12 protein-coding genes and 1 pseudogene are annotated in these 12,896 nt (G+C 73.3%); all 13 read left to right on the forward strand.

What is annotated here, in order from left to right; all coding sequences use genetic code 11:
• Nucleotides 1–273 (forward strand): annotated as a pseudogene (locus K4G64_RS25005) (carbon monoxide dehydrogenase); the annotation flags it as partial.
• Between the two features lie 88 nt (nt 274–361).
• The gene (locus K4G64_RS25010) at nt 362–1,150 is read left to right on the forward strand and encodes an aldose 1-epimerase (protein ID WP_221758250.1); all 789 of its coding nucleotides are present in this window, start codon (nt 362–364) and stop codon (nt 1,148–1,150) included.
• 10 nt (nt 1,151–1,160) lie between these two features.
• Nucleotides 1,161–1,709, forward strand: coding sequence for an orotate phosphoribosyltransferase (pyrE, locus tag K4G64_RS25015; RefSeq protein WP_104783174.1), 549 nt, complete (start codon nt 1,161–1,163; stop codon nt 1,707–1,709).
• Nucleotides 1,710–1,857: 148 nt separating this feature from the next.
• Nucleotides 1,858–2,880 (forward strand): class II fructose-bisphosphate aldolase, encoded by a 1,023-nt coding sequence (gene fbaA / locus K4G64_RS25020; RefSeq protein WP_221758251.1) that lies wholly within the window; start codon nt 1,858–1,860, stop codon nt 2,878–2,880.
• A 70-nt stretch (nt 2,881–2,950) separates the two neighbouring features.
• Nucleotides 2,951–4,417, forward strand: a complete 1,467-nt coding sequence (locus K4G64_RS25025; protein ID WP_221758252.1) for an MFS transporter — start codon at nt 2,951–2,953, stop codon at nt 4,415–4,417.
• Nucleotides 4,418–4,536: 119 nt separating this feature from the next.
• Nucleotides 4,537–4,950 carry a DUF3151 domain-containing protein gene (locus K4G64_RS25030; protein ID WP_221758253.1) on the forward strand — a complete coding sequence of 138 codons (414 nt, stop codon included), beginning with the start codon at nt 4,537–4,539 and terminating at the stop codon, nt 4,948–4,950.
• 150 nt (nt 4,951–5,100) lie between these two features.
• Nucleotides 5,101–5,931, forward strand: coding sequence for a tryptophan 2,3-dioxygenase family protein (locus tag K4G64_RS25035; RefSeq protein WP_221758254.1), 831 nt, complete (start codon nt 5,101–5,103; stop codon nt 5,929–5,931).
• The gene (gene kynU, locus K4G64_RS25040; RefSeq protein WP_221758255.1) at nt 5,924–7,135 is read left to right on the forward strand and encodes a kynureninase; all 1,212 of its coding nucleotides are present in this window, start codon (nt 5,924–5,926) and stop codon (nt 7,133–7,135) included. Before K4G64_RS25035 ends, kynU begins: the two co-directional genes overlap by 8 nt.
• A gap of 324 nt (nt 7,136–7,459) precedes the next feature.
• The gene (locus K4G64_RS25045) at nt 7,460–8,323 is read left to right on the forward strand and encodes an alpha/beta hydrolase (protein WP_221758256.1); all 864 of its coding nucleotides are present in this window, start codon (nt 7,460–7,462) and stop codon (nt 8,321–8,323) included.
• A gap of 188 nt (nt 8,324–8,511) precedes the next feature.
• Nucleotides 8,512–9,618 (forward strand): alpha/beta hydrolase, encoded by a 1,107-nt coding sequence (locus K4G64_RS25050; protein WP_221758257.1) that lies wholly within the window; start codon nt 8,512–8,514, stop codon nt 9,616–9,618.
• The gene (locus K4G64_RS25055) at nt 9,611–10,822 is read left to right on the forward strand and encodes an acyltransferase (protein ID WP_221758258.1); all 1,212 of its coding nucleotides are present in this window, start codon (nt 9,611–9,613) and stop codon (nt 10,820–10,822) included. The genes K4G64_RS25050 and K4G64_RS25055 overlap by 8 nt, the downstream gene beginning before the upstream one ends.
• The gene (locus tag K4G64_RS25060; RefSeq protein ID WP_221758259.1) at nt 10,815–12,191 is read left to right on the forward strand and encodes a sensor histidine kinase; all 1,377 of its coding nucleotides are present in this window, start codon (nt 10,815–10,817) and stop codon (nt 12,189–12,191) included. The genes K4G64_RS25055 and K4G64_RS25060 overlap by 8 nt, the downstream gene beginning before the upstream one ends.
• Nucleotides 12,188–12,871 carry a response regulator transcription factor gene (locus tag K4G64_RS25065; RefSeq protein WP_221758260.1) on the forward strand — a complete coding sequence of 228 codons (684 nt, stop codon included), beginning with the start codon at nt 12,188–12,190 and terminating at the stop codon, nt 12,869–12,871. Before K4G64_RS25060 ends, K4G64_RS25065 begins: the two co-directional genes overlap by 4 nt.
• The last annotated feature ends 25 nt before the right edge of the window (nt 12,872–12,896 follow it).

The raw sequence follows: 12,896 nt of genomic DNA on the forward strand, positions 1-12,896 counted from the left end.
TCCGTCTTCGGCGCCGACGTCCCGCCCTCCTCCCTCGGACCCGAGGACGAGGAGGACGAAGAGGACATCGCCGAGGCGGCGCACGCGCGGCGGACCATGATCGGGCGCAGCGCCGAGGAGGTCGACCACGCACCCCCGCGCGGCCGCTACGCCCCCGTGCCCGCGCCGCAGACCGTGACGCACCCGGCCCCGCTGCGCTGGGCGGCCCCCGCGGCGGCGCTGGCGGTGGCCTCGGCCATCGTGGCGGTCCGGGCCCTGCGCCGGCGCCGCTGAGCCGCACACCGTGTGCGGGCCGGGCGGACATGGCCGAAGTGCCCCGCAACCGGCGAGGCCCTCTTGATCACCGCAGTAGGGTCGACGCGTGAGTGACGAAGACATCACGCTGACCGCGGGCGACGCGGAGGTGACCGTGCAGCCGGGCAACGGCGGCCGGGTCGGAGGGCTGCGGATCGGCGGAGTGGAGCTGCTCCGGCAGGGGGAGCGCTTCGGGTGCTTCCCGATGGTGCCGTGGTGCGGCCGGATCCGGGACGGACGGTTCCTGGACGGCGCCGAGGTGCGGCAGATGCCGCTGAACGCCCCGCCGCACGCCATCCACGGCACCGTCCGCGACCACGCCTGGCGCACCGCCCGCACGAGCACGGACGAGGCCGTCCTCACGTACCAGCTCGTCGACCCCTGGCCCCACCCGGGCCTCGTCACCCAGATCGTCGCCCTCACCGAGGACGCGCTGACGCTGACCATGTCCGTCGAGACGTACGAGTCGTCCTTCCCGGCGCAGATCGGCTGGCACCCCTGGTTCAACCGCAACCTCGGCGGCGAGGACGTCACCCTCGACTTCGACCCCGCCTGGCAGGAGGAGCGCGGCGAGGACCACCTGCCCACCGGCAACCGTATCGACCCGAAGCCCGGCCCCTGGGACGACTGCTTCGGCATGCCCGGCGGCGTCGAGGCCACGCTCACCTGGCCCGGTCAGCTGGAGCTGAAGGTGACCAGCCGGGAGGAGTGGGTCGTCGTCTACGACGAGCAGCGGGAGGCCGTGTGCGTGGAACCGCAGACCGGCCCGCCCAACGGCCTCAACACCCTGCCGCGCCTGGTCACGCCCCTGGAGCCGCTGGAGGCCACCACGACCTGGAGCTGGCGCCGCCTCTAAGCTGGGCGGCATGACGGACACACGCGGCGCGCTGCTGCAGCAGATCAAGGACAAGGCCGTGGTGCACGGCAAGGTGACCCTGTCGTCGGGTCTGGAAGCCGACTACTACGTCGACCTGAGGCGCGTCACGCTCGACGGCGAGGCCGCCCCGCTGGTCGGCCAGGTGCTGCTCGATCTGACCGCTGACCTGGAGTTCGACGCGGTGGGCGGGCTGACCATGGGCGCCGACCCGGTCGCCGCCGCCATGCTGCACGCGGCCGCCGCGCGCGGGAAGCGCCTGGACGCCTTCGTCGTGCGCAAGGCGGCCAAGGCGCACGGCCTGCAGCGGCGCGTCGAGGGCCCGGACATCGCGGGCCGCCGCGTGCTGGTCGTCGAGGACACCTCCACCACCGGCGGCTCCCCGCTGACCGCCGTCGAGGCCGTGCGCGAGGCCGGGGCCGAGGTGGTCGCCGTCGCGACCATCGTCGACCGCGCGACCGGCGCCGCCGAGAAGATCCAGGAGGGCGCCGGGGTGCCGTACCTCTTCGCCTTCTCGAAGGACGAGCTGGGCCTCGACTGACCGGGGACTGACCAGGGCGTGGACGGTGGCCTGGACCTTCCGGCCAAGTCTGGAAAGATGGGGCCGACGATGACGTCGCACCCCAAGGTCTAGGTCAGGGCCGTTAGACACAGCAGTACGTCAACCCGCAGATACAAGGAGCGGACGCATGCCCATCGCAACTCCCGAGGTCTACAACGAGATGCTGGACCGGGCGAAGGCAGGAAAGTTCGCCTACCCGGCCATCAACGTGACCTCCACCCAGACCCTGCACGCGGCCCTGCGCGGTTTCGCTGAGGCGGAGAGCGACGGCATCGTCCAGATCTCCACGGGTGGCGCCGAGTTCCTGGGCGGTCAGTACAACAAGGACATGGTCACCGGCGCCGTCGCCCTGGCCGAGTTCGCGCACATCGTCGCCGAGAAGTACCCGGTGAACGTCGCGCTGCACACCGACCACTGCCCCAAGGACAAGCTCGACGGGTACGTACGTCCGCTCCTGGCGCTCTCCAAGAAGCGCGTCGAGGCCGGTCTGAACCCGCTCTTCCAGTCGCACATGTGGGACGGCTCGGCCGAGACCCTCGCCGACAACCTCGCCATCGCGCAGGAGCTGCTGGAGCAGGCCCGCGCGGCGAAGATCATCCTCGAGGTGGAGATCACGCCGACCGGTGGCGAGGAGGACGGCGTCTCCCACGAGATCAACGACTCCCTCTACACCACGGTCGACGACGCGATCCGCACCGCCGAGGCCCTCGGCCTGGGCGAGAAGGGCCGCTACCTGCTCGCCGCGTCCTTCGGCAACGTGCACGGCGTGTACAAGCCGGGCAACGTCGTCCTGCGCCCCGAACTGCTGAAGGAGCTGAACGAGGGCGTCGCCGCCAAGTACGGCAAGGCGTCCCCGTTCGACTTCGTCTTCCACGGCGGCTCCGGCTCCACGGAGGAGGAGATCCGCACCGCGCTGGAGAACGGCGTCGTGAAGATGAACATCGACACCGACACCCAGTACGCGTTCACGCGCCCGGTCGCGGACCACATGTTCCGCAACTACGACGGCGTGCTGAAGGTCGACGGCGAGGTCGGCAACAAGAAGACCTACGACCCGCGCACCTGGGGCAAGCTGGCCGAGGCATCCATGGCCGCGCGCGTCGTCGAGGCCTGCGGCAACCTGCGCTCGACCGGCACGAAGATCAAGTAAGTCCGGTCCGCTCGCATACGTCAGAGCCCGGTACCTCCTGAGGTGCCGGGCTCTTCCGTATGCTCCCTGCATGCCCGATGTCCGGTTGGCCTCACCGCAGGGCAAGTGGATCCTGCTCACCACCGTCCTCGGCTCCAGCATGGCGATGCTGGACTCGACCGTCGTCAACGTCGCCCTGCCGCGCATCGGCCGCGACCTCGACGCGAACCTGTCCGCCCTGCAGTGGACGGTCAACGCCTACATGGTCACGCTGGCCGGGCTGATCCTGCTGGGCGGGGCGCTCGGGGACCGGTACGGGCGGCGCAAGGTGTTCGTCGTCGGCGTGGTGTGGTTCGCGCTGGCGTCGCTGCTGTGCGGCATCGCGCCGAACGCGGGCGTGCTGATCGCCGCGCGGGCGTTGCAGGGGGTCGGCGGCGCGCTCCTGACCCCCGGGTCACTGGCGCTGATCCAGGCGTCGTTCCATCCCGACGACCGGGGGCGGGCCGTGGGCCTGTGGTCCGGGTTCGGCGGGATCGGGGCGGCGGTCGGGCCGTTCGTCGGAGGCTGGCTGGTGGACGGGCCGGGCTGGCGGTGGGTGTTCCTGCTGAACGTGCCGCTGGCCCTGGTGTGCGTGCCGGTCGCGCTGCGGCACGTTCCCGAGTCGGGGGACGGATCGGCCCACGGGCGGTTCGACGTGCTCGGGGCGGTGCTGGGGGCGCTGGCCCTCGCGCTGGTGACGTACGCGCTGATCGAGGCCGGTGAGGGTGGTCTCGTGGTGGTGGTCTCGGCGGTGGCCGGGCTGGCCGCGGCCGTCGCGTTCGTGGTCGTCGAGCGGCGGCGGCCCGATCCGATGATGCCGCTGGACATCTTCGCGTCCCGGCAGTTCACGGCCGTCAACCTCGTAACGCTGTGCGTGTACGCGGCCTTCGGCGGATTCTTCTTCCTCGCCGCGCTCCAGCTCCAGGTGGTCGTCGGCTACTCCGCCCTCGCCGCCGGTACGGCCCTGCTGCCGACGACCGTGCTGATGCTGCTGCTGTCCGCGCGCTCCGGCGAGCTGGCCGACCGGATCGGGCCGCGCATCCCGCTGACGGTGGGGCCGCTGCTGTGCGCGGCCGGGATGCTGATGATGCTGCGGGTCGGACCGGGAGCGTCCTACGTCGTCGACGTGCTGCCGGCGCTGGTGGTGCTCGGGCTCGGCCTGGTGACGCTGGTGGCGCCGCTGACGGCGACGGTGCTGGGCTCGGTGAGCGTGGTGCGGGCGGGGCTGGCCAGCGGCATCAACAACGCGGCGGCCCGGGCGGCGGGTCTGCTGGCGGTGGCGGCGCTGCCGCTGCTGGCGGGCATGGGGGAGGAGGCGTACCGGGAGCCGGCCGCCTTCGACACGGCGTTCGACAAGGCGATGGGCTGGTGCGCGGGGGCGCTGGTGGTGGGGGCGGTGATCGCCGCCGCGGTGGTGCGCAGGCCACCGCCGGACTGCAAGCGGCCGGAGTGCCTGCGGCACGGCGGCGTGATGGCGCCGCCGCTGGAGGGGGAGCCGGTGCGGAAGCGGTTGGGGTAGCGAGGTGGGCGCCGGTGTCGGTGTTCGGGCTGGGGCTGAGTGGGACTGAGGTGGGTGTTCGGGCTGGGGTTGAGCGGGACCGGTGCCCGCGGCCGAGCGGGATGGCGCAGACTTGGGGCATGTCCATTCACGAGAACCTCCTCGGGGGCCCGCCCCCGACCCACCTCCCCGACGACCCCGGGCCGCGGGAAATGCTCGCGTCGGGTGCCTCGCCCGTCGAGGTCGCCAGTGCGCACCCCACCTCCTCGCTCGCCTGGGCGCAGCTCGCCGACGAGGCGTTCGAGCGCGGTGCCGCCGTGGAGTCGTACGCGTACGCGCGCACGGGCTACCACCGCGGTCTGGACGCGCTGCGCCGCAGCGGCTGGAAGGGCCACGGCCCGGTGCCGTGGGAGCACGAGCCGAACCGCGGCTTCCTGCGGGCCCTGCACGCCCTCGCCCGCGCCGCGCAGGCGATCGGCGAGCAGGAGGAGTACGAGCGCTGCTCCCAGTTCCTGAAGGACTCCTCGCCGACGGCGGCGCAGGTCCTGGGCTGACGCACGGTCCGTGCACGCGAGGCCCGTCCCCGAAAGGCGGGCCTTGCGGTTTCGGGGGACGATTGCGCAAGATGCCCTCGGGGACCGGGGCCCCCGTGTCGGATTCGGCAGGGGCGGACCGCTACCCGGAGTTATACGCAGGAGACAGCGATGTCCCACGAGGCTCACGAGCCCGAGACCCCGCATCTCGACTTCCACGGCACGACGCCGTACGAGGACTACGTCAAGGCAGACGTACTCACCCACCTCCAGCACACCCTCTCCGACGATCCCGGAGAGATGGTCTTCCTGGTCACGACCCAGGTGATGGAGCTGTGGTTCACCGTCATCGTCCACGAGTGGGAGACGGCCGCAGGCGCGCTCCGGGGTGACGACATCCCGACCGCCATCCACGCGCTCAAGAGGTCCGTCCGCGAACTGGAGGCGCTCAACCACTCCTGGAAGCCGCTCGCCCAGCTCACGCCGGCCCAGTTCAACTCGTACCGCAGCGCCCTCGGCGAGGGATCCGGCTTCCAGTCGGCGATGTACCGGCGCATGGAGTTCCTGCTCGGCGACAAGTCCGCGTCCATGCTCGTCCCGCACCGGGGCGCACCGCGCGTGCACGCCGAGCTGGAGAAGGCGCTGCACGAACCGAGTCTGTACGACGAGGTCGTGCGGCTGCTGGCGCGGCGCGGGCACGACATCCCGGAGGCCGTGCTGCGGCGTGACGTCTCGAAGCGCTACGAGCCGTCGCCGCAGGTGGAGGCGGCCTGGACGGCCGTCTACTCGGGCGACGAGAGCGACGAGGTCGCCCGGCTGGGCGAGGCGCTGAGCGACGTCGCCGAGCTGGTGTGGCGCTGGCGCAACGACCACCTGGTCGCCACCCGCCGTGCGATGGGCGCCAAGACCGGCACGGGCGGCTCCGCCGGGGTGGCCTGGCTGGAGAAGCGCGCGCGGAAGAACGTGTTCCCCGAGCTGTGGACGGCGCGGTCCTATGTCTGACCTGGCCATCGTGGCGGAGAAGCTGGACGCCGTCGACGAACTGGCCGCCAAGCGCGCCGAGTTCGTGCTCGACACCGCGTCCGACCGTGCGGCCGACGCCGCGGACGTCTATCTCGACGGCAACTCGCTGGGCGCGCTGCCCGCCGTGGTGCCCGGCCGGGTGGAGGACGTCGTACGCCGCCAATGGGGCGAGCTGCGCATCCGGTCCTGGGAGGAGAGCGGCTGGTGGACGGCGCCCGAGCGGATCGGCGACCGGATCGCCCCGCTGGTCGGGGCGGCGCCCGGGCAGATCGTCGTGGGCGACTCCACCAGCGTCAACGTCTTCAAGGCGCTCGTGGGCGCGGTGCGGATGGCCGGGGAGGGCCGTGACGAACTCCTCGTCGACGCGTCGACCTTCCCCACCGACGGGTACATCGCCGAGTCCGCCGCCCGCATGACCGGCCGCACCCTGCGGCCCGTGGCACCGGCGGACGTGCCGGGCGCGCTGACCGAGCGCACCGCCGCCGTCCTGCTCAACCACGTCGACTACCGCACCGGCCGGCTGCACGACCTGCCCGGTCTGACGGCCGCCGTGCGCGAGGCGGGCGCGGTCGCCGTCTGGGACCTGTGCCACAGCGCGGGCGCGCTGCCGGTCGGGCTGGACGAGCACGGCGTGGATCTCGCGGTCGGCTGCACCTACAAGTACCTGAACGGCGGGCCCGGTTCACCCGCGTACCTGTATGTGCGGCGGGAGCTGCAGGACCGCTTCGACTCGCCGCTGCCCGGCTGGAACTCGCACGCCGAGCCGTTCGGGATGCGCAGCGAGTACGAGGCGGCCCCCGGCGCCCTGCGCGGCCGGGTCGGCACGCCCGACATCCTCTCCATGCTCGCCCTGGAGGCGGCCCTGGAGGTCTGGGACGGGGTGTCGGTCGAGGCGGTGCGGGCCAAGTCCCTCGCGCTGACGGACTTCTTCCTGGAGTGCGTGGCGGCGTACGTGCCCGAGGGCCGGGTCGCGTGCGTGACGCCGTTGGCGCACGAGGAGCGGGGCAGCCAGATCGCCCTGCGCTGCGACGACGCCGGTGACGTGATGAAACGGCTGATCGAGCGGGGTGTGGTCGGCGACTTCCGGGCACCGGACGTGCTGCGCTTCGGCTTCACGCCGCTGTACGTCGGGTTCGCCGACGTGGAGCGGGCTGCGCGGGTGCTGGCGCAGACGCTGGCTTGAGGCGGCTTGACGCGGCTTGACGCGGCTTGAGGCGGCTTGAGGCGGCCTGAGATGGCTGTGAGGCGGCTTGAGGCGGCTTGAGGCGGCTTGAGGCGGCCTGAGATGGCTTGAGATGGCTTGAGGCGGCCTGAGCTGTGGCCCGGGCCGGGCGGCGGCGGGGCCGGGACGCCCCGGTGGTGTCCCGGGCCCCGCGGCGTCCGTCCGGTCTTCACCGAGCGTGACATCCGCATGTCCGCGCCTGTCACGCGCCTGGTACCGTCCCGGCCAACGGCTGACCCCCTCAACCGATCGGCCGCGTACGGAACTTCGCTGGAAGGTTGGAGCATGACGGACGACGTCGCAGCAGCACGGGCCGCTGCCGAGGAGAAGTCGGCCTTCTCCCACGCGCCCGTCGACCCCGACGCCACCGCGGCCTACGGCGACCACCCCGACCAGGTGATCGACTTCTTCGCTCCACGCCGGGCCGGCGGCCCCGGGCCCGCCCCGGTCGTCTTCCTCCTGCACGGCGGTGCCTGGCGCGCCCCCTACGACCGGCGCCACATCAGCCCCTTCGCGGACTTCCTCGCCCGCCACGGATTCGCCGTGGCCAGTGCCGAGTACCGGCGCGGCGGCGGTGACGCCTCCGTCGCCGGGCGCTGGCCCGACACCTTCGACGACGTCGCCGCGGCACTGGACGCCCTTCCGGCGCTGGTACGGGAGGTGCTGCCGCAGGCCGACCCACGCCGTACGGTCCTCACCGGCCACTCGGCGGGCGGACATCTCGCGCTGTGGGGTGCTGCCCGGCACGTCCTGCCGGCCGACTCGCCCTGGCGGGGCGGCAGCCCGGCGATGCTGCGCGGCGTCGTCGCCCTCGCCCCGATCGCCGACCTCGCGATCGCCGACAAGCTGGACGTGTGCGGGGGCGCCGTGCGTCAACTCCTGGGCGGGGGCGAGAACTTCGCGGAGCGTCGGCCGTACGCGGACCCGGCGCTGCTGCTCCCCACCGGCATCGCCACCACCCTCGTCCAGGGCCGTACGGACCTCGATGTGCCGCAGGCCGTCGCCGAGTCGTACGCGGAGGCGGCGGCGAAGGCCGGGGAGATGGTGGGGGTGACGCTGCTGGAGGACGTGGGGCACTTCCCGCTGATCGACCCGGCGGCGGACGCGTGCGCGGTGGTCGTGGAGGAGATCGCCCAACTGGCTTGGTGAGCACCGCCGCGCGGCCTTCGCCGGCAGCGCCCTCGGCGGTTCCCCAGGGGCAGGCCCCGGTCATACCCGTAGTACCTGAGAGCTACCCGGCAGATGAGTTCCTGGGCGTGACGCGGACGAGGGTGGCCGCTCCGTAACTTCCCTTCCATGCAGACCCGATGGCCGGGTGCGCTGGAGGGGGGGCGACCATGGGGTCCGCGCCGAAGTACCACCGTGCCGCCGGTGGACGCCGTGCCGCCGGTGGACGCCGTGCCGATGGCGGACGCCGTGCCGATGGCGGACGCCGTGCCGGGTGGTGGCATCGCGCCTTTGGCGGACGCCGTGCCGGGTGGTGGCGTCGCGCCGGGCGATGGCGCCGTGCCGCGCTCGCCGCGCTCGTCACCGGCGCCGTCGTCCTGCCCCTCTCCGCGGCCGTGCGACCGGACACCCCCGCACCGGTCCCCGCCTCCCTCGGGCCCCTCCGCGCGGCGACGCTCGACGAGGCCTACGCCGCCAACCGGGCCAACGCCGCGGAGGCGTCCCGCATGGCCGCCGCCCACCACGACCGCAGCCGTGCGGCGGCGGACCGTCGGCTGGCCGCCCCCACCCGGCACCTGCTCCACTTCGACGGCCGCGGCTCCGGCCGGGTGACGGAGGTCCTCGGCGACCTCGCCCGGGCCGACCGCGTCGCCGTCCTGGTCCCAGGCTCCGACACGGGCCTCGACACCTACGGCCGGTTCCACGGCGCGGCCTCCGCCCTGCACCGGCAGCTCGCCCGGCAGGCCCCGGCGGGCACGCGCACCGCGGTCGTGGCCTGGCTGGGCTACGAGACGCCGGGCACGGTCAGCACGACGGTCACGACGACCGGCAGGGCGGAGCAGGCGGCCCCGCACCTGCGCGCCCTGGTCGCCGACCTGCGCGCCATATCCGGTGAAGGAGCACGCATTTCACTGGTCTGCCACTCCTACGGCTCGGTCGTCTGCGGCCGTTCCGCCGCCGGGCTCGACGTCGACGACATCGCGCTCGTCGGCAGCCCCGGCACCGGCGCGGACACCGCCGCCGCCCTGCGCACCCGCGGCCGGGTCTGGGCGGCCCGGGGCGGTGACGACTGGGTGGAGAACGTCCCGCACCTCGACCTGGACCTGTTCGGCACCACGGTCGGCTTCGGCACCGACCCCGTCTCCCCGGCTTTCGGCGCCCGGGTCTTCGCGGCGGGCGACGGCGGCCACAGCGACTACTTCAGGCCCGGCTCGGCCTCCCTGACCAACCTGGCCCGGATCGTCCTGGGCGAGACCAAGGCGGTGACCCATGACTGACATCGGCGTACGCGCGGTCCGGCAGGGAGTGCGCCGCGGCGCCGACCGCATCGGCGCGGCCACCCCGCCCGGCCGCGACCGGGCCGTGGACGCCCTGCGGGCCGTCGCCGTCCTCGGCGTCGTCCTCGGGCACTGGCTCGTCACCGCCCTGGTCTCCGACGGTCGCACCCTGCGCACGGCGAGCCCCCTGCAGCACATGCCCTGGCTGGCACCCATCTCCTGGATGTTCCAGACACTCGCCGTGTTCTTCCTGGTCGGGGGTCATGTCGCCACCCGCGGCCACGCCTCGGCCCGTGCCCGGGGGGTGCCGTACCACCAGTGGCTGACGGGCCGTCTGACCCGGTTGTTCAAGCCGGTCGCGGCCGTCCTCGGCCTGTGGACCGTGGTCGCGCTCGCCCTGCTGCTGTCCGGCACCGAGTACGGCACGGTTCGCACACTGGTGAAACTGGCCCTCGCCCCGCTGTGGTTCCTCCTGGTGTTCGCGGGCCTGACGGCGGCGACCCCGCTGCTCGCCCGGCTCAACCCGCTCTGGCCCCTGGCCGTCGTGCTCCACGTCGACCTGCTGCGCCTCGGCCTGGGCGGCCCCTCCTGGCTGGGCTGGGTGAACGTGGCGGCGGCCTGGATGGTGCCCTACACGCTGGGCGCGGCTTGGACCCGCGGTGAGCTGGAGCGCCGCCGCGCGGGATGGATCCTGCTCGGGGCCGGGGCGGCGGCGACCGCGGCGCTCGTGGCGTGGGCGGGCTATCCGGCGGCGATGGTCGGCGTTCCGGGCGGGGGCATGTCCAACCTGGACCCGCCATCGGTCGCGGTCGTCACGTTCGGCCTGGCCCAGTGCGGTCTCGCCCTGCTGCTGCGCGAGCGCCTGCGGCACGCGATGCGCCGGCCCGTGGCGTGGGCGGCGGTGGCGCTCGTCAACCTCTTCGCGATGACCGTCTTCCTCTGGCACCAGACGGCCCTGATGGCCACGACCGCCACCGGCCTCCTCGCCGGCCGGCTGCCCGGCCTGCACACCCCGCCCGACGGTCTCGGCTGGGTCGGTGTCCGGCTGCTGTGGCTGCCCGTGTTCGCCCTCGCCCTCGCGGTCTGCTGGACCGCCTTCCGCTCCTTCGAGCGAAGCGGCGGCGGCCGGGACCGCAGGTCGCGAGTGGTGCGCTCGCACCGTCCCGCCGACCGGGGCACAGCGGCGAAGGCGCGACATGTCTAGGCTGGGCCGTGTGACGGACACGGGGGTGGGCCGCGCGCCGCGGGCGCGCGTCACGGGCTGGCTGCGGGCGCTGCGCGGGGACCTGTGGACCGTCCGGGCGGACCCGATGCCCCCCTCCACCTGGCTGCGCTGGCTGCCCCACGGACTGCTGTGCCTGGTCGCGTTCGGCATCACAGTCGGTGGCGCGGGCGACATGACGGACAACGGGCATCTCGGTTCCGGCCTGGCCCTGCTGGTCGCGGGCGGGCAGGGCGGCGCCGTGGTGCTGGGCATGTGGCGGCCGGTCCCGGCGTGGTGGATGTCCCTGGGGCTGTTCGCCCTGGGTGCCGCTTCGGTGCGCACCCGCATGGGCTTCGACCTGGAGACCTACACCTGGCCCTGGACCGCCGCCGGAATCATCGCCGAGCTGTTCGTACTGCTGCTGCTCGCGCTGCGGGTGCCCACTCGCGCCGCGGTGGCGGCGCTGGCGGTGACCGCGTTCGTCACCTGGGTCTTCGAAAGCCTGTGGACCGGGGAGCCGTACGACACCACCGGCGTCCTCGCGGTCTCCCTGTTCACCATCGTCGTGATAGTCGGCAGCGCGCTCAGGGGCAGGCGCGAGGCCCGCGCGCAACTCCTCGAGCAGACCACGCTCACCGCCGAGGAACGCACCCGGCGCACCCTCCTTGAGGAGCGCAGCCGCATCGCGCGGGAACTGCACGACGTGGTGGCCCATCACATGTCGGTCATCTCCATCCAGGCGCAGGTCGCCCCGCACCTCGTCGACAACCCGCCCGACGAACTCAGGGAGAACCTCGCGGGCATCCGGCAGAACGCGCTGGAGGCACTGACCGAGCTGCGCCGCGTGCTGGGCGTGCTGCGCTCGGAGCACCCCGGGCCGGGGGAGTCGCCCGACGGCTCGGGCGACGGGACCGCGCCGCACTCCCCCCAGCCCACGCTCGACCGGCTCGACGCGCTCGTGGAGAACACCCGGGCCGTAGGCCGCGAGGTCGTCACCGACATCAACGGCGAGCGGCGCCCGCTGCCGCCCGGCGTGGAGCTGTCGGCGTACCGGATCGTGCAGGAGGCGCTGAGCAACGCCCTGCGGCACGCGCCCGGCGCGCACATCACCGTCCGCCTCACGTACGAGACGGACGGCCTGGAGGTGGAGATCGTCAACGGCCGCCCGACCGGGCAGCCCCCGCCGTCGACGGGGGCGGGGCACGGACTGCTCGGAATGCGGGAGCGGGTCGCGATGCTCGGTGGCACGATGACGGCGCACCCGTGGCACTGGGACGGCTTCAAGGTCACCGCCTTCCTCCCGGACAGCCCGCCAGCCGACACCCCGGGCACCGACCACCCCTCGGCTCCCAGGAAAGGGACCTCATGACGAGCCGCACCGGCCACCCGATCCGGGTTCTCATCGTCGACGACCAGGCGATGGTCCGACAGGGCTTCACCGTGCTGCTCGGCGTCCAGCCCGACATGGAGGTCGTCGGCGAGGCGAAGGACGGCGAGGGCGGTGTCGCGAAGGCCGCCGAGACCCTCCCCGACGTCGTCCTCATGGACATCCGCATGCCCGGCATCGGCGGCATCGAGGCGACCGAGCGCATCACGGCCGCTCACCCGGACATCAAGGTGCTGGTGCTCACCACCTTCGACCTCGACGAGTACGTGTACGACGCGCTGCGCGCCGGAGCCTCCGGGTTCCTGCTGAAGGACGCGTCGTCCGAGCAGCTCGCCGAGGCGGTCCGGGTGGTCGCCGCCGGGGAGGCGCTGCTCGCCCCGGCCATCACCCGCAAGCTGATCGCCGAGTTCTCGCGGCTCGACGGCAAGCCCCGCGCCCCGCTCAAGGAGCGCATCGGCGACCTGACCGAGCGCGAGACGGAGGTGCTCGCGCTGATCGCGCAGGGCCTGTCGAACGCGGAGATCGCCCGGCACCTGCATGTGGCCGAGCAGACGGTGAAGACCCACGTGGGCCGGATCCTGGTGAAGTTGGGCCTCAGGGACCGAACCCAGGCGGCGGTGTTCGCCTACGAGTCGGGGCTGGTGCGGCCGTCGGGGTACTGAGGGCGGTGCCGGCCGCCCCAGGTCG

This window comes from Streptomyces sp. WAC04114 (assembly GCF_019733245.1).
Taxonomy (GTDB): Bacteria; Actinomycetota; Actinomycetes; order Streptomycetales; family Streptomycetaceae; genus Streptomyces; species Streptomyces massasporeus_A.